Below are 16,068 nucleotides of genomic sequence, written 5' to 3'. Positions count from 1 at the left end.
CTTCTGGACAAATATACAGCCTCCGCTCGCAATCGGCCGGCACGCACCCGCCTCACTCCGCTAACGAGTAATTCTTGCCCAGCCTCGTCGGGCAAAACAATGGCAACCGAAAGGCCGCGCTTGCCACGCGGCGCCGGCGTTCCGTTGGGCAGCCAGCATTGCACCCCCGCCCCAGGCCCTGTAAACGAACCGCGCACCGTTGCCGGCCGCTTGCAAAAATGGCCGCCTCGCGGCGGGGCCTGTAGCTCAATGGTTAGAGCCGGCCGCTCATAACGGTCTGGTTGCAGGTTCGAGTCCTGCCGGGCCCACCAGTAAATCGATGATCATCACGACTTGGCAGGCTTTCGTTTTCCCTTGCTGCAACAGAAACGCCGCGCGCTGCCCCTCATTGCTCGCTTCAATGGTTATCAAACTCCCGCTTAACGTTCGATCTAGCGAGCCTCCCCGCAAAGTCGCGTCTTGACCAGCATCAGCCTCTGGCAAGCGAAAGAAAGGTGGGGCAGCGGCACGGCCCAGCGAGTGGTTCGGCTCGCGCTCAAGACGGAGACGAGGCCCAAGGCCATCAGCAGCATGCCAAGCCAGGTCCATCCCTGCCCGCCATCACCCGCCTCGGCGGTTGAAAAGGCGAGCGGCGTCGCCGAAGGCATCGAGGCGGCAACCACGTCACTGGCGGCCGGCGCGGCCGCCAAACGTGCATCCACGTCGACTTGGCGCGACGCGATTTCGTCCGGCGTGAGCCGGTCGGCGCGTTTGGAGAGGGGGGCCGGCGACACGTGGGTCGCAATCCCGGTAGCAAGGATGGGACCGGCATCAACCACCTGCACGGGCGCGGACGGGCTCGGCCGAGACGTATCCACCGCTGCGGAGCGCTGCAACTCCGCGCGCGCATCTACCATCGCCTTCCGCTTGCGCGCTGCGGTCTTGTTCTCTTCGGCCATGGCGACACGATAACTGGCGGCGCGATACCGAACCGGGATCTTCACCGGCTCTGTCCCTTCGGCGACCTGGAACCAGCATCTGCGCCGGCCTTCCAGCGCTGGCCGTCGGCGGTCGACCTGCCGGGCCGCGACAAGCACTTCACTTCCGCGACTTCCGCGGAAGTGGGCGCAGAGGCTGTCGCGGGACCGGCATTGAAGAATCCGGAAAATGGGTTCGAAGACGCTGATGACGTCGGGAGACCTGCAACAAGTACAAAAGCGGCGAAACAAAATCGCAAATGACCGGACATGGAAACCCCGGTGTTGCGCCCCTGCCCGAACACGAGCTTTGGCCGTGACCTAGGTCGCGATGCGACTTAAATCGGGCATTGCGGTGGATTCGTTTTGGCCACAGACCCTACGACGACCTCTCCACCAGCCCGATCGTCCATTTTCGCCATCCCCTCAAGGTCGCACTTTCAAGCATCGGCCCGCGCAAGCTTGCAAAGGCTGTAGCCCACCCGAACGGATGTAGCCGTTGTTACGGGGTGCCCGACGAAGCGCCATATCCGAACTGACGACTGGGCATTCGACCTTCCCGGGATGACATTGTGTCCGGAGCGCAGAACCCGTCCGATCGCGCGGAGCGATCGCGATGAGGGAGGCTATGATGGATTTTTCGCGGATGTCGGATGGAATCCGGCTGCATCACGCCTCGCATCACCACGATGGCTACGATGGCGAGCGCGGACCGGGCCCTGGGCCGAGTGCTTCGTTCGTAGCTGACGTGGTCGGCGGTGGCGCTCTGGTCCATGGTCCAGGCCCTTTTGCGGGTCAATTTGCTGGTCCTGGAGCCCACCACGCGAGCGCCAACATCCGGCATCACGAGTCCGACCAGGTTCAATCCAAACATCCCACGTCGGGGGTCGACACGGGCGGCCACGCCGGCAACCACGCTGCGGCGGGCCTGGACGTTTCGTCCACGAAGCCTGCAGCCGACGCATCACATCCAGGGACGGGCATTGCTTCGGTCGAGAATGGGGCGAACACGGCGGGGAACGGCGGCGATGGCTACTTTTATGGAGGGATCATTCACGCTTCCCTGCTGATTTATGAACCGATCAACATCTCGGTGAGTATGGGGTACGGCTCGGTCGCCCTGGCCAACCAGCCCAACAATTTGAATGTCGATCAATCCGCTCTTCAGGTGGCCGGCGTCGGCGGCCATGGCGGCAATGACAACATTGTATCGGGAGGGAGCGTCAGTACGTCCTTGAGCGCCGGCGTGATCGCGAGCGGCGACAACAGCGCCGGAAACGGCGGCAGCGGCTATTTCTCGGGTGCGATCGTGGACGCTCCCGTGGTGATCTATCACCCGATCAACATTGCCGTGGCGGGTTCGGGCGGCACGGCGCTTGCAAGTCAATCGAACACGGTCGACATCGATCAATCGGCCACTCAGGTCGCGGGCGTCGGCGGAAGCGGCGGAAATGCAAACGTGGCCGCCGGCGGCAGCGCCATCACGCTCGACCCCAGTTGGGGATCAAGCAACGGAGGGGGCGTCTTCGACGTTCAAACGGGCGGAAGCCAGGCTGGCAATGGCGGCGATGGCGCGTTCTACGGCGGGCTCGTCCATACTTCCTTCGTACTGTACGACCCGATCAACATCGCAGTCGCGGGCTATGGTTCCAACGTTTACGCGGTTCAGACAAATGACGCCTACGTGGATCAATCCATCATTCAGATCGCCGGCATTGGCGGGTACGGGGGCAACGGCAACGCCGCGGCGGGCGGCCATGCAAGCCTTCTCTCCCACGGCTTGTGGGGCGGGTCCGACACGATCGCGACCGGTTCGAACGGCGCAGGCAATGGCGGCAAGGGCTATTTTGCCGGCAGCCTGATCGATGTCAGCGTCGCGATCTATGCGCCCATCAACATCGCAATCGCGGGTCCCCATTCGACGGCGATAGCCGATCAGGTCAACAACGTGCACGTCGACCAGAGTGCGATCCAGATCGCCGGACTTGGCGGGGACGGCGGCCACGGCAATCTCGCGCTGGGTGGCGATCTTTCCGCCCACCTTCTGTCGGATCTTCACCTGCTGGGATAGCGAAACACCGCGCCGCTCGCACAAGCCCGATCGCGAGCCGCTTCGACACTCTGCGCATGCAAGCTCGCCCTGCGGGCTCTCCCGGATGTTTCGAGTTCCGATGTTGCGCGACGAATGTCGTACTTTCGTACGTAGGTCGACCAAACCGGATGGTGTCCGATTTGACATCTATCGCCATCGCGCCTGGGCGGATCAGACTTTGCCGCGCGCGTCCGCCCGATCGGGACGGATGATGCGCGAAAGCCAGCAGAAAGAGGGAGGCTCAAATGTTGCCCAAAGCGATCAGCATCTCGGACTCGATCGAATTCAAATCGATCAGCACCGGTGGTCAAAGTGTCGGAAATGGAGGCGACGGCACCTTCAAGGGAGCCATCATCAGCAAGCCGACGCTCAACTTCGATCCAACCAACAAGGCGGAAGGTGCCGACGTGCACGTGAGCACCGGCGATCACGTCAAGCAGACGGCAGATTGGGATGCCGGCGGCGCCAACGCGAAGGCCTCGTGGTTTTCGAAGGTCCATGGCGCAGACGCCGAGTCGAACGGAAGCCAGAAATCCTACAGCGGTCACGATACCTCCAAGGTATACGCCAATACGGATGCGACCCAGATCAACAAGGTCTGGGTGGATCAGCACCAGGAGGTCGTGGCCGGCATCGGCGGCAATGGCGGAGACGGCAACGCCGCGGTGGGCGGAGAGGTGAGCTTCCATCTCGATACGTTCTGACCATCGGCTCGTCCGAGTGGCAGGACCGGTGGCCCCCGCCACCGGTCCTGACGCTCGAGCCAATACCCCGCCGATACCGTTGGCAGATGACGTTAGCCATCGGTCAAGTGCGCCGGACCTCGATTTCAGGCGGTGACGATCATGCTGATGCCGCCCCTTCAGTGGCCTATCCTGCCGCAGATCCGGACGCCACTGCACGCGGCCCTCCGGTCCTGCGCGGGACCGCTTGGTCTCGTATTCGCCTATAGCTGCAGCTACAACCTGCTTCTGTTTGCGCCCTCCATCTATCTTCTTCAGATCTACGATCGGGTGTTGTCGAGCCGGAGCGGCGACACGTTGCTTCTGCTCACGCTCATTGTCGCGATCACAGTGGTCGTGGGCGGCGTGTTCGATGCGTTGCGGCGCGCCGTCCTGGGACGCCTTGGCGCCTGGCTCGACGATCGCCTTCGTCCTTGCGTGCTTTCGGCCGGCCTCGAATCGGCGTTTCGCAGGGACTCGACGCAAGCGTCGGGCGCATATCGGGATCTCACCGTGCTGCGCCAGTTCGTCGAGTCCGGCGCATGCACGCTGCTGTTCGACGCGCTCTGGGCGCCCTTGTTCCTCCTTGTCCTCTTTCTGATCCATCCCCTGCTTGGCATGGTGGGCGCCTGCTGCGTCGCCTTCCTGTTCGCGCTCACGGTTGCCGGAGAGCTGGTCACGGAAGACGTTCTGCAAAGATCCGGCGCCGCACTGTCCAGAAGCTGCGGCCGCCTGCAGACGGCCGCGGGCAACATCCACATGATCCGCGCCATGGGAATGTTCGACAGCGCAGCGCGCATGATTCACCGTGACGCGCAGCACGCGCGCAGGGAGCACGATGTTGCACTCCGGCGAGGCGAGATCGTCATGCTGGCCACCAAGCCGGTTCGCGCGCTGTCGCAGGTCTTGATCATGGGGGCTGCCGCGTGGCTCGTCCTCGATCACGGGAAGAGCCCGGCAATCATATTTGCTTCCACGCTGATGTTCAGCCGGACGCTCGCGCCGGTCGAAAGTGCGCTCGCTGGCTGGAAATCACTCGTAACGGCCCTGAGCGCCTGTCAGCGGCTCGGCGCACTTCTCGCCGCATTCCCCGTCGCGCTGCAGCAGAGCGCGGAGGTTTCTCCGCCGCAGGCGCGAAGCGGCCTCGTCGTCGACAATGTTAGCGTGCGGCCTGCGGGGACCGACCATTTTCTGCTGAGCGGCGTCTCGTTCAGCCTCATGCCCGGACAATGCCTTGGCATTATCGGCCCGTCCGGGTCAGGCAAATCCTTGCTCGGCCAGGTGATCGCCGGGCTATCGATGCCAACGGATGGCCGTGTCCTCCTCGACAATACCGTCATCCCGCTGCTTCGCGAGGGCCGAAACGGCGACCGCCTCGGATATCTCCCCCAAGATATCAACCTGCTCGGCGACACGATCAACGACATCATCGCACGCCTTGAAGATGCCGACCGGCGGGAGGTCGTCGAAGCGGCCAAGCTCGTCGGAGTTCATGGGGCGATCATGCGCCTGCCGCAGGGTTACGACACGATGGTTCACAGCGAAACAAACTTCTCACGCGGATATCGGCAGCGCCTCGGACTTGCCCGCGCCTTTTTCGGCAGTCCACGCCTCATCGTTCTCGACGAACCCAACGCCAGCCTCGACTACGGGGGCGAGCGAATGCTCCTGGATGCCATCGAGCGCATGAAGCTCGCAGGCGTCATCCTTGTCGTCGTCACTCACAGGATGGGTCTCCTCGCAGCCACGGACAAAATTGCCATCATGGAAGACGGTGCGATCGCCGCATTCGGCGACAGCGAGGACATCTTTGAACGGCACCTGAGCCGCCCCCAAGTCACTTCGCAGATTGCGCCATGATCTGGAATTCTCTCATCATCCGGAAGTTTCCCGCGGTCTCGAGACTTCCCATGATCTGGGAGCAGCTCATGCGAGCTCCGGCGCGCCCCGCGCCCGCCCGGCGATTTGGCGTCGTGGTGACCGCAATCGACGATTTCGAGCCGCTGGAATTTCCATGGTGCTCGACGCCCACGCCGATCTCTCCGCGCGGAAGGCTTCGCGGTCTCACAGTCGCGGGCAATCTGCTGGTGCTCTGCTTCATGCTGGGACTTGGTACATGGGCGAGCCTCGCGCCGCTCGAGAGCGCCGCGATCGCATCTGGAGTCGTGGAATCGGAATCGAGCCGCAAGACGATTCAGCATCTGGAAGGCGGTATCGTCAGGAGGATCCTTGTTTCGGATGGCGATATCGTGCGAAGCGGCCAAATGCTGATCGCGCTGGACAACACCCGGGCCGCCTCGGAGATGCAAAGCCTTCAAGGCCAATTGTGGGATGCAGTTGCTCGTGCCGCACGGCTTCAAGCCGAGCAGCAGAGATTTGAGAGGATCGCAATTCCGGACGCGCTGGAACAGGACAGCAAGCAGAACGGGGTGGCCGCCGCTGCGGTATCGGCGCAGCAGTTCATTTTTCAGGCGCGCCTGCAGGTTCACGAGTCGCAGCTTACGGTCATTCGCGAACGAAGGCGTCAAGTCGAGAAGGAGATCGAAGGTCTCAAGGCTCAGGAGAGCGCCACCGGGCAGCGGGTCGACATCGTCCGGGAGGAACTGGATATGGTCGCGACCCTCGTCAACAAGGGACTCGAACGGCGACCGCGGCTTCTGAACCTGCAGCGGGAGCTGGCCGACGTTGAGGGCCGCCGCGGCGAGATCGCCGCGCAGATTTCTCGCGCCGCGCAGGTCATCAGCGAACAGCAGGCCACATTGTTCAAGCTCGAGAGCGAGAGGCAGAACGAGATCGCACAGTCGCTTCGTGAAGCGCAGAACCAGATATTCCAGCTCCGCGAGCGACTGCTTGCGGCCAAGGATCAGCTATCGCGAACGGAGATCAAGGCGCCCGAGGACGGCGTGATAACCGATCTGCGGATTCATACGGCAGGCGGCGTCATCGGAGCTGGTGCTCCGCTCATGGACCTGGTACCCCGGCAAGATCGCCTCATCGTGACCGCGCGCCTGAGGCCCGAGGACATCGACGTGGTTCATCCCGGCCTCAATGCCGAGGTTCACCTCGTACCGTACAATCAGCGTCGCGTGCCTCGCCTGAAGGGAACCGTCGTGCACGTATCCGCGGACCGGCTCCTCGACAAGCGTACCGACCAGCCATACTACGCGACCAAAATCCGGATCGACGACGCGCAGATCGCGGCAAACGACATCCAGATCGTCCCCGGTATGCCGGTTCAAGTGTTCATCACGACAGGGCGCGGTACTGTGGCTCTCTACGCGCTCAGGCCCCTGCTCGACAGCTTCCGTGGTGCATTCAGAGAGGACTAATTTTCCAGCATTGGAGCTGCGCCTGGATCGTGATCGCGACTCTGCGCGGGCAACCGGCCGCGCCAGCGGAGGACAGCTTCCGTGCGATTGTGCGCAGCACATTTCCTCATGATATGCTGGATGTGCATTTTGACTGTGCTTTCCGCGAGGTTCAGTTTGGCGGCGATCAGCTTGTTGGGCAGGCCGAGCTCCAATTCCGCCAGAACCTGTTGCTCACGAGGCGTGAGATCGGTCACGCTCCTGTCGATAGCCACTCCGACTCCCTCGTTCATCAGATATGCGGGCGCAAGCCCGCGCGTATCCGACGGCTCCAGATCCGCTATCCTGTTCGTCCCGGCGACGGGCAACGGCCGGTAGACGCCACCAACAAGTACAAGCCGCAGGCCAGCCATGGCGATCTCGATCGATAGCGAGGTGGAAAGAAAGCCGCGCACGCCCCGCTGCATCGCAGCCTGCACGGTCGGCTCGTCATCATGGTTTGACAGGACTGCAACGGCGGCGTTGGGACAACACTCCGCAACGAAGGCGAGATCGTCCTCAACCGAAGGATCGCCGATGGGCCTATCCGCGATACTCAGCACCACCAGACGAACATCGCGGGCTGACGTAGAGTCCAGGCTTTGGACCGTTGCCATGTCAAGGATCTCAAGGTGGTCCAGCTCCCGCCTGAGGACGTTCAGCATGCATGTGCGAGGCAATAGGAGCGGCTCGATGATTACCAGAACCGGCAAGTGAAGCGATTCATTGAGCCGTTTTGAGGTGTTCGTTATGTCGTGCATGATTTCCTCAAGATGAAAAGAACTTCCGCGATATTCCCATTCCGTATTGCGTCTTCCCCTGCTGCTGCTGCATTCATTCTGAATGCATCATCACGAGGCGCAGTGCCGCCGTTAGTGCCGTATCCACTGCGGGATCACTTTGCGGCTAGGTGGAAATTCTTTCCGCTCAAATCACTTGGGTGCGTACCGCACGGTCGCGCAGTCGACGCCTCCCCTAATTGCAGATATTTCGATACGCCGTTGACGCCGCCGACCCTGACTTGCCGTCGACGACATATGCTTCATCCTCCTTCACGAGGTAAAGAAACGGCCTCTCCGCGGTCTCGCCGCCTGACGCGCTTCTTCCTTTCACACGCCCGCAAATCGTATCCACAGGGCGTCCGAGCGTGTTCTTTCGCATCGTGCGCTTCATATCGGTGAATTCGGCCGATTCTGGATCCTCCATCTTCGCCGAGATCGTGACCTTCGCCTTGTCCAGGACAGGATCTGAAGTTTCCGCGGAGTGTTCGGATGCCGAGACGCCGATCCTCGTCCGAGGCGACGCCACCTTGGCAAGGTCGGCCGCTCCACGCTTCTTCGGGGAAGATCTCTTGCCGGACCTTGCCGGAGTAGCAGAATTCGATTTGACGGCCGCAGGATCTGGCGCCAAAGCCATCTGCATTGGCAGCGCGGGTCGGGCGACTGCGCCCCCGTTGAAACAGGGGCGTGACGCGCAATCAAGGAAATACCCTCGGGAAGGCGCGAACCAGCCAAAGCCGATCAGGATTCCCGCCAGCACTCCAACAAAAAGCAGTCCCATCCGATTCCCCTCCACGGGAGGTCGGTTCGCACTCGTAACTAAGGACTAATTGCGCGCTGGTGATCTATCTGTTGCGCAAAAGCGTTAAACGCTCATTAAGCGCGCGCGGTTGTCCGGCACGTGCCTGGATGAGCGGATCAGATCCGTGACGAACTACCGCAAAGAGCCAATCGTGAAAGCAATCATGGCCGATTTGGCCCGCTCCTGGACCCTTCTGCCGATCGCCGGCTTGTGTGGCCCTCAGGCCAGTTTCGAAGCACCGCACCAGTTTCGCACCAGAAACGGCGTGAACGAAACGGAACGAAGGCCATCGGACTCGAACAAAAGCGCAGGAAGGTCAACGCCCCTAGTCGAAATTCTGCCGCTCATAACGATCTGGTTGCAGGTTCGAGTCCTGCCGGGCCCACCAGCCTTCGCTGTCTACGCCAGCTTCGGCTAGGCAAGCCACATCGTGCCGAAGGCAACCACGCCGAAGCCGGCAGGGCGGAGGCGGGCTGTTCGGGCCCGCGAGCTATGGCGAGCCGCGCCCTCTTCGCTCGCCGGCCCGCGAGACCGGTGCCAGCGCGCGTCCGACAAAAATATCGAAAACACGAAAGAGCATGGCAGCCGGCGGCGAGTATGCTTTGCCCGACAAGGCGAAGACAATTGACACTTGGGGCAAACCAGGAGCACGAGTCCATCATCGTGGCAATGTTGGTTAGTGCACCGTAACTCAGGCCCGCACCTTCATTGTGATGAAGGAGGCGTGGACAGCGCGCAGCTAAAGAGTGCTCGCGGAGCGCATCACTCAACCGCCCGACGTCCCTTCCGCCGTCGCCTCGCGCCCGTACCGCGCTTTGCCGCGCAGGATTGCCTTGTCGACGTCGAAGGTCAGCGTCCAGATCGAGGTTTCGCCGAGTCCGACATACTGGAAATCGAAGATGAAGGTCTGTTCGTTCTGCCACGAGCCCTTGGCGGCGCGAATGCCGAGGAAGCTCGGCGCGCTCTTGCGGTACAGGCCGTCGAGCCCGATCGGCCCGTCGAGCTGGCGCCGCGCCGGATCGCCCGCCGCCATCTGCACGATGTAGCGTGGGTTCTCGTCGGCCAGGAAGAGCACCAGCGATTTGATGCCGAGCGCATTGTCGGAGAATCTGTAAGTCTTCCCCGAGATCGCGGCAGCGATCGCCGGCGCAGCGCCGACCTTGGTCGCCTTCTCGGTCGAGACCTCCGCGATCACCTCGGCCAGTCGGTCGGCTGCCGCCGGGTTGGCCGGCAGCGCAGAATCGGCTTTGACCGCGCCGGAGATATCGTCGGCCAGTCTGCCCAAAGGACAAAAATCCCGCGCCGTCATCACGGCGACGATGTCTTTTTCGGGCAGCACCATGATTACCTGGCAGTGATATCCGACCGCCATATAGACGTGCTTGCCGGGAATCGCCCAGAACTGGTTGGCGTAGCGCAGCGCGGGATCGGACCGCGCGTTCATGTTAATGGTGGCATGGCCGACGGCCTCGAGAAAGTCCGCTGGCAGCAGCCGCTTGCCATCCCATTCGCCGTTACGCAGATAGAGATAGCCGAGCTTCGCCATGTCGCGAGGCCGCATCGCGAGGCCAAAGCCGCCAATCGGAAGCCGTTGCGGATCCCGGCGCCAGAATGGCGGCGCGATGCCGAGCGGGCCGAACAGCCGCTCGTTGGCATAATCGGCGGTGTTCTTTCCGGTGAGCTTGCTGATGATTGCGGACAGCAGATGCGAGCCGCCGCTGTTGTAATAGAAGCTCTCGCCCGGCGCATGCGCCATCGGACGGTCGAGGATGAAGTTTACCCAATCGGGACTCGCGCCCATGTCCCGCATCGATTGTTCGCGGCCGCCTTCAAACCCTTCGTCCCACTCGAGGCCGGACGTCATGTTGAGCAGATGCTGAACCGTGACCGCCTTCTTGCGCTCGTCGGCATCGGCGACTTTCCGATCGGCAAAGAAATCCAGCATCGGGTGGTCGAGGCGATCTAGCAGGCCATCCTTGTAAGCCATCGCCGTCAGCGTCGCGACCACCGCCTTGGTGGCGGAATTAATCGTGTGCGGCATGTCGGCAGTGAACGGCGCGTAGTACGCATCGAGCACGACGCGGCCGTGGCGGGTCACCAGCAGGCTGTCGAAGCTGCGCGTGGTACCGAACGCAACAACCCTGGCGAGTGCGGCCGAATCCATGCCCTGCTCTTCCGGCGTCGAGGTTTGCCATTGTGTTGTCGGCCACACCGCCTCATTACTCTGTCCGCTCGTGGCGCCGGAATGGACGCAGATGAGCAGGACAAGCATGCCGAGCATCGCCCTGTTTCGTGATGAACGCCCGATGAAACGATCAGCCACTTGCATGCTCTACCCCTGCCTGGGTTGTTGCGCACCGGCATATCTACCACAGGCAGCAGCCACTTCATGACACAATTTAGAGAGATGCGGCGAAGCGCGCGGAGGCGCAGCACGCAAGTTGCGCGTTCGATACCAGGCCGCGTCGTTCTCAAGCCAATTCCAGCCGGAGGGACGGCCCGACCATGCCCGCGGCGCGCTGAAGCATGGCCAGCGTGATATACCGTTCGTCGGGTCGAGCAGGACGCCCGATCTGGCTGCGCCTGCTCGATCTGCCACGCAAGGACTTCGTTGACGGCGATGGCCTCGAACTCGTCGCACTTGCCTTCTTCGCCGAGGAAATCGTCGAGCTGCATGCGGTAAAGCACGACGGGCATATTTGGCGTTCATGACGGCCCCTGAACAGGCAGCTCTCCTCACTTCGGGTAAGAAGAAAGCGAAGCGGACTCTGTCGGCTGCAGGACGCAACGTTTTGCGCCTCGCTCTCCGCCGACCGAGCCTCCCAGAACCGAGCGCTCCGTTTCAGGGCGTCAGCGATTTTGTCGCCCAAAGCGTCATTTCGTCTTGCCATCACGAAAGTCTCGATCCTATTCTGGCGCATTCGGCCGCGAAGCTGGCCGAGCCCTGCGGCCGCGCAGACGGCCCGTAAACAATGAAGACATGAGGAGGACACGCTATGGCATTGAAGCAGCTTGCGTTGGGTCTCGCTCTCACCCTTGGCATCGGGGCAACTACCGCGCCTGTCGTTGCGCAGGATGGTCCCAAACTCTATGTCTTCACCTCGGGGTCACTCGGTGGGTTCCCCAAAGCGGCGCTGCAGATGGGCGGCCAAGGCAACATCGATTGGGCCCCGGTGAGCTTCTACGTGCTGAAGCATCCTAAGGGCAACGTTATCATCGACACCGGCAACAACGACAAGACGATCACCGATCCCGAGGGCTGGTGGGGTCCGCTGGCCAAGGGCTTCGGCCTCAAGATGACCAAGGATGACGCAATCCCCGCCCAGCTCGCCAAGATTGACCTGAAGACCGATGACATCAAGTACGTGGTGGTCGGCCACCTCCATCTCGATCACGGCGGCAATGTCGGCCAGTTTCCCAATGCCACCCTCGTGGCACAGGAAGACGAACTAAAGGCCGCCTGGTGGCCCGACGTCGGCTTCTCCGTTTATTATATCCCCGGCGATTTTGCCGATACCAAGAAGATGAACATCATTCGCCTCAGCGGCGACCTCGACCTGTTCGACGATGGTTCGGTGCGTGTGATGCGCGCGCCCGGCCATACGCCTGGAAGCCAGTTCGTTGTGGTCAAGCTTCCGAAGACCGGCACAGTCATCCTGACCAGCGATGTTGTTTATCTCAAGGAAAATCTAGACAAGAACCTGATTCCGCCGATCCCGGGCACGCAGTCTCCGAACGATGCGTACCGCAGCTATCAGCGCGTTCGCCAGATCCGCGACGCCAACAACGCGCAAATCTTCTACGGTCACGATCCCGAGATCTTTAAAGCCACCAAGAAGGCGCCCGAGTTCTACGACTGAGATTTGAAGCGGGTGGGGACATCTCCAAGGACGCGACCGGCAGGGTGCATCGTCGGGAACGTTGCATGACCATCTCGCCTAGCAGCGTGTCGCTTCCGGGCGTGTCGGCCGGTACGCCTGCCATTTCGGCCATTGAAGTTAGCAAGCGCTACGGACCGGTCGCAGCTCTCGATCGACTAACGCTCGACGTCCGCGCCGGAGAGGTATTCGGGCTGTTGGGGCCCAATGGCTCCGGCAAGACCACCTTCATACGGCTGCTTGCCGGCTATCTTCTGCCGTCCGCCGGCCAACTTACCGTGGGGGGCCTTGACGTCGTAAGGGAGTCCCTCGCGGTGAGGCGGCGCATCGGCTACGTGCCGGAAGCGGCGCCGCTCTATCCCCATATGCGCGTCGGCGAATTTCTTGCCTTCATGGCACGGCTGCGCGGCCTGCCGGAGGCCGAGATTGGTGTTGCCATCGACCGCGTGGTCGAGCGGCTCGCGCTGTCTGAGGTGATGCACAAGCTCACACACGCCCTGTCCCGCGGCTACCGCCAGCGCACGGCACTGGCGCAGGCGCTGATCCATGAGCCGGATATCCTTGTCCTTGACGAACCGACCAACGGCCTCGATCCCAGGCAGATCATCGAGATGCGGGAACTGATCCGCTCATTGGCCGGCCGTCACACTGTGCTGATGAGCTCGCATATCCTCAGCGAAGTGGAAAAAACCGCTGACCGTGTCGCGGTGCTGCTGAGCGGTCGCCTGCTTGGCGTGCGCGCGGTCGCCGATACGCCCGATCTTGAACAATGGTTTCTGTCGCTCACATGAGAACGCTGCGCGTCCTGTTTGCCAAGGAGCTCAACGCGGTGCTGACGTCTCCGATCGGCTATACCGTTGCCGCGGTGTTTCTCCTCGTGTTGGGTTATACGTTCAGCCTTACTTTGTTTGCGACCAAGGTCGCCAACCTGCAATACATCTTCCACCAGATGTACGTGCTCTCCATCCTCTTGGTCCCAGTGCTGACCATGCGCTCCTTCGCCGAGGAGCGGCGCTCCGAAACCCTCGAACTCTTGCTGACCGCGCCGGTGCGGGAAGTGTGGATCGTGCTCGCCAAGTATGCAGCGACGCTGACGCTGGTGCTCAGCATGTTTGCCGCCTCGCTCATCTATGCCGCGATCCTGGATCGTTATGGTGAGCCGGACTGGGGCCCGATCTATGCGGGATATCTGGCGCTGGCGCTGCATGCTTCGCTGCTGGTTGCGGTCGGCCTTCTGATGTCCAGCCTGACGGAGAACCAGGTGGTTGCGGCCGCGCTGTCGATCGGGACGTTCTTGATGCTCTGGTTCGCCGATTCCGTGTCCTACCTGCTCGTCCCGCCGTTTGACAGCGTTGCCATCAACCTGTCGCTGATCGGCCATTTCAAGCCGATGGTCTCGGGCTCCGTGTTCTTGTCCGACATCGGCTACTATATCAGCGCGAGCATGCTTGCGCTTTTCCTCACCGCTTGGGGGCTCGCGCAGCGATGAGCGCTGATCTCCTCAACATCGGCTGGTTCGTCGGCGTGATTGCTGCGCTGGCGCTGCTGTCTGCGGCGGGGCTGAAGCTGCCGGTGCAGATCGGCTCGGCCAACCGCGCCATCAGCACTGCCTTGGTCGTCGTCGTGGCATTGACCGTCGTCATTTTCGCCAATGTCGCGCTGTTCCGCCATGACGCCTATCTGGACCTGACGCGAGAGAAGGCTTTCACACCTTCGACTGAAGCGCGCGACATGGTGAGCGCGCTCAAGGAGCCGGTGGACGTCGCGTATTTCTATCAGAAGCAAAATCCGGGTGCCCGCGCGCTCGCCACCATGCTCGCCCAACTCGAACGGCAGAATGCCAATTTCCGCGTGCAGCTGATTGATGCCGACCAGAATCCGGCACTGGCCAGCAGCTTTGGCGTGCGCACCTATAACTCCGCGGTCCTGCGCGCCGGCGGCCGACGTGTCGAGGTGGTGACCACCGACGACCGCGAGGTCGCGATCGGCCTGCTACGATTGATGCGCCGGCGCGAGCTCGTCGTCTGCTTCGCCGTGGGGCATGGCGAGTACGACATCGACAATTTTGAATTCCACACCCATTTCGAGGGCGCGCAGAGCCATAGTCACGACGCTTCGGGACTTGCAGTTGTGCAGATGGAGCAGCACGGCATCGGCCGTCTCCGGCGTGCGCTGGAAAAACTTGGGCTCTCCGCGCGTAAAGTCTCCTTTGCCACCGGCCAGCCAATCCCGGACGATTGCGCCGTCGTCGTCGAAGCCAATCCGCGCACGCGCTACAGCCCCGGCGAGAGTGAGATGCTGCGCCGCTATCTGGAGCGTGGGGGCTCGGCGATGCTGCTGGTCGAGCCTGATTATGTACTGGATGAAAGCATCGCCACGTTGCTGGCGCGGGCAGGCATCAGGATAGGCAATGGCGTGATCGTCGATCCCAAAGACCACTACTTCACCGACGAGCAGATGATCGCCGTGTCGCATTACGCTGCCCATCCGGTCACGCGTGGTCTTTCGCTGTCTTTCTATCCCGGCGCCCGGCCGCTCGAGCAGGTGTCGGCGCCAGATGTGAGGGTGGTGCCGCTCGCGGTCAGCAGTGCGGAAAGCTATGTCATCAGCGATCGCCTTGCCAATCGACCGGCCCCGGAGGCAGATCCGCCGGCGGCGCGGATCATTGCGCTTGCGTCGGAGGGGCGTCTCAGCGAGGCAGCGAAGCCGTTTCGCCTGATCGTCGTGGGGGATGCCGACGTCGCATCCAATTCCTTCTTCCCTTATCTCGGGAATTCCGACGTGGTGCTTGCCAGCATCGGTTGGCTGAGCCGCGAGGAGAAGGCGCCGACCATGAAGCCGCCAGTGGAGGTCCTGCCAACGGTGACGCTGACGGGCGAGCAGACCCGCGGCATCTTCATCGTCACGGTGCTGTTGATGCCGGGGTTGATCGCTTTCGCTGGCGGCATCATGTGGTGGCGGCGGCGATGAGCCGTTTCGCCTGGCCTGCCGCGGCGCTCGCCGCCATTGCCTTCCTCGCGGCTCTTGCCCTCACCGGGGGCCGCGGCGGACCGGGCCTTGCGCCTTTCACGCCGAGCGGCCTCCTCGTTATGTCGACTGCAGAAGTGCGAGAGGTCGATGTCGCGGCCCCTGCCGGACAATGGCGCTTTGCACGGGAGGGCGAGGGCTGGCGCGTTGCGCAAGGAAATGCGCCGCCGGGATTCAACGCGCGGCTCGAGGCGGCGTTGACGCTTCTGCGCAACTCCGGGCCGGAGCGGATGCTGAGCGAGGACGAGGTTGCCAGCGTCGACGCCGCGCAATTTGGGCTCGATCCGCCAAAACTGCGCGTGGTGGTCAGGGGAGCGGAAGGCAAAACCTTCGCGATCTCCTTTGGCGCAACCAGCCTGCTCGGACTTTCGCATTATGCCAGGATCGATGGCCGGCGTGAGGTCGCGCTGCTCCCCGGCTTCGTGGCGGAAGCCTGGGAACAGGTGGGAGGCGCGCAGTGACCGG

14 protein-coding genes and 1 tRNA gene are annotated in these 16,068 nt (G+C 62.4%); 11 read left to right on the top strand and 4 right to left on the bottom strand.

The genetic code is table 11. From position 1 onward, the window contains the following. Positions 1-235 precede the first annotated feature (235 nt). Positions 236-311, top strand: a tRNA-Ile gene (locus tag IVA87_RS01525). Between the two features lie 120 nt (positions 312-431). Here the strand turns inward: IVA87_RS01525 and IVA87_RS01520 are convergent. After that, positions 432-983, bottom strand: coding sequence for a hypothetical protein (locus IVA87_RS01520; RefSeq protein WP_247305195.1), 552 nt, complete (start codon positions 981-983; stop codon positions 432-434). Between the two features lie 601 nt (positions 984-1,584). Between IVA87_RS01520 and IVA87_RS01515 the strand changes: the two genes are divergently transcribed. The 4 genes from IVA87_RS01515 (at position 1,585) to IVA87_RS01500 (ending at position 7,099) form a co-directional block, all read left to right on the top strand. After that, positions 1,585-3,027, top strand: coding sequence for a hypothetical protein (locus tag IVA87_RS01515; RefSeq protein WP_247305192.1), 1,443 nt, complete (start codon positions 1,585-1,587; stop codon positions 3,025-3,027). Positions 3,028-3,293: 266 nt separating this feature from the next. Beyond that, on the top strand, positions 3,294-3,752 hold the full coding sequence (locus IVA87_RS01510; protein ID WP_247305189.1) for a hypothetical protein: 459 nt from the start codon (positions 3,294-3,296) through the stop codon (positions 3,750-3,752). 141 nt (positions 3,753-3,893) lie between these two features. Then, positions 3,894-5,630 (top strand): ATP-binding cassette domain-containing protein, encoded by a 1,737-nt coding sequence (locus tag IVA87_RS01505; protein ID WP_247305186.1) that lies wholly within the window; start codon positions 3,894-3,896, stop codon positions 5,628-5,630. A gap of 50 nt (positions 5,631-5,680) precedes the next feature. After that, positions 5,681-7,099, top strand: a complete 1,419-nt coding sequence (locus IVA87_RS01500; RefSeq protein WP_247332432.1) for an HlyD family type I secretion periplasmic adaptor subunit — start codon at positions 5,681-5,683, stop codon at positions 7,097-7,099. On the opposite strand, the gene IVA87_RS01495 is transcribed toward IVA87_RS01500, so the two are convergent. The 3 genes from IVA87_RS01495 to IVA87_RS01485 form a co-directional block, all read right to left on the bottom strand. Beyond that, a complete protein-coding gene (locus IVA87_RS01495; RefSeq protein WP_247305180.1) occupies positions 7,096-7,878 on the bottom strand; it encodes a response regulator transcription factor in 783 nt (260 codons plus the stop codon). The genes IVA87_RS01500 and IVA87_RS01495 overlap by 4 nt on opposite strands. A 214-nt stretch (positions 7,879-8,092) precedes the next feature. Beyond that, the gene (locus IVA87_RS01490) at positions 8,093-8,677 is read right to left on the bottom strand and encodes a hypothetical protein (protein ID WP_247305178.1); all 585 of its coding nucleotides are present in this window, start codon (positions 8,675-8,677) and stop codon (positions 8,093-8,095) included. A gap of 787 nt (positions 8,678-9,464) precedes the next feature. Continuing rightward, positions 9,465-10,970, bottom strand: coding sequence for a serine hydrolase (locus IVA87_RS01485; RefSeq protein ID WP_247305176.1), 1,506 nt, complete (start codon positions 10,968-10,970; stop codon positions 9,465-9,467). 254 nt (positions 10,971-11,224) lie between these two features. Between IVA87_RS01485 and IVA87_RS01480 the strand changes: the two genes are divergently transcribed. The 6 genes from IVA87_RS01480 (at position 11,225) to IVA87_RS01455 (ending at position 16,064) form a co-directional block, all read left to right on the top strand. Further along, on the top strand, positions 11,225-11,410 hold the full coding sequence (locus IVA87_RS01480) for a hypothetical protein (protein ID WP_247305174.1): 186 nt from the start codon (positions 11,225-11,227) through the stop codon (positions 11,408-11,410). Positions 11,411-11,694: 284 nt separating this feature from the next. Beyond that, positions 11,695-12,558: an N-acyl homoserine lactonase family protein gene (locus tag IVA87_RS01475; RefSeq protein WP_247305172.1), complete on the top strand. Its 864-nt coding sequence runs from the start codon at positions 11,695-11,697 to the stop codon at positions 12,556-12,558. 65 nt (positions 12,559-12,623) lie between these two features. Next, the gene (locus IVA87_RS01470; protein ID WP_247332430.1) at positions 12,624-13,367 is read left to right on the top strand and encodes an ABC transporter ATP-binding protein; all 744 of its coding nucleotides are present in this window, start codon (positions 12,624-12,626) and stop codon (positions 13,365-13,367) included. Next, the gene (locus tag IVA87_RS01465) at positions 13,364-14,065 is read left to right on the top strand and encodes an ABC transporter permease subunit (RefSeq protein WP_247305169.1); all 702 of its coding nucleotides are present in this window, start codon (positions 13,364-13,366) and stop codon (positions 14,063-14,065) included. The genes IVA87_RS01470 and IVA87_RS01465 overlap by 4 nt, the downstream gene beginning before the upstream one ends. Then, positions 14,062-15,546, top strand: coding sequence for a Gldg family protein (locus IVA87_RS01460; RefSeq protein ID WP_247305167.1), 1,485 nt, complete (start codon positions 14,062-14,064; stop codon positions 15,544-15,546). Before IVA87_RS01465 ends, IVA87_RS01460 begins: the two co-directional genes overlap by 4 nt. Continuing rightward, positions 15,543-16,064: a DUF4340 domain-containing protein gene (locus tag IVA87_RS01455; RefSeq protein ID WP_247305165.1), complete on the top strand. Its 522-nt coding sequence runs from the start codon at positions 15,543-15,545 to the stop codon at positions 16,062-16,064. Before IVA87_RS01460 ends, IVA87_RS01455 begins: the two co-directional genes overlap by 4 nt. Positions 16,065-16,068: the final 4 nt, after the last annotated feature.

Source organism: Bradyrhizobium sp. 147 (genome assembly GCF_023073935.1).
GTDB lineage: Bacteria > Pseudomonadota > Alphaproteobacteria > Rhizobiales > Xanthobacteraceae > Bradyrhizobium.
The sequence above is the reverse complement of the archived record's forward strand: the minus strand, read 5'-3'. Positions and strand labels throughout refer to the sequence as shown.

What these genes read in the sequence shown, in the direction of transcription:
- IVA87_RS01515 (WP_247305192.1), top strand. Translation starts at nt 1,585, where the DNA reads ATGATGGATTTTTCGCGGATGTCGGATGGAATCCGGCTGCATCACGCC.
- IVA87_RS01510 (WP_247305189.1), top strand. Translation starts at nt 3,294, where the DNA reads ATGTTGCCCAAAGCGATCAGCATCTCGGACTCGATCGAATTCAAATCG.
- IVA87_RS01505 (WP_247305186.1), top strand. Translation starts at nt 3,894, where the DNA reads ATGCTGATGCCGCCCCTTCAGTGGCCTATCCTGCCGCAGATCCGGACG.
- IVA87_RS01500 (WP_247332432.1), top strand. Translation starts at nt 5,681, where the DNA reads ATGATCTGGGAGCAGCTCATGCGAGCTCCGGCGCGCCCCGCGCCCGCC.
- IVA87_RS01495 (WP_247305180.1), bottom strand. Translation starts at nt 7,878, where the DNA reads ATGCACGACATAACGAACACCTCAAAACGGCTCAATGAATCGCTTCAC.
- IVA87_RS01490 (WP_247305178.1), bottom strand. Translation starts at nt 8,677, where the DNA reads ATGGGACTGCTTTTTGTTGGAGTGCTGGCGGGAATCCTGATCGGCTTT.
- IVA87_RS01485 (WP_247305176.1), bottom strand. Translation starts at nt 10,970, where the DNA reads ATGCTTGTCCTGCTCATCTGCGTCCATTCCGGCGCCACGAGCGGACAG.
- IVA87_RS01480 (WP_247305174.1), top strand. Translation starts at nt 11,225, where the DNA reads ATGGCCAGCGTGATATACCGTTCGTCGGGTCGAGCAGGACGCCCGATC.
- IVA87_RS01475 (WP_247305172.1), top strand. Translation starts at nt 11,695, where the DNA reads ATGGCATTGAAGCAGCTTGCGTTGGGTCTCGCTCTCACCCTTGGCATC.
- IVA87_RS01470 (WP_247332430.1), top strand. Translation starts at nt 12,624, where the DNA reads ATGACCATCTCGCCTAGCAGCGTGTCGCTTCCGGGCGTGTCGGCCGGT.
- IVA87_RS01465 (WP_247305169.1), top strand. Translation starts at nt 13,364, where the DNA reads ATGAGAACGCTGCGCGTCCTGTTTGCCAAGGAGCTCAACGCGGTGCTG.
- IVA87_RS01460 (WP_247305167.1), top strand. Translation starts at nt 14,062, where the DNA reads ATGAGCGCTGATCTCCTCAACATCGGCTGGTTCGTCGGCGTGATTGCT.
- IVA87_RS01455 (WP_247305165.1), top strand. Translation starts at nt 15,543, where the DNA reads ATGAGCCGTTTCGCCTGGCCTGCCGCGGCGCTCGCCGCCATTGCCTTC.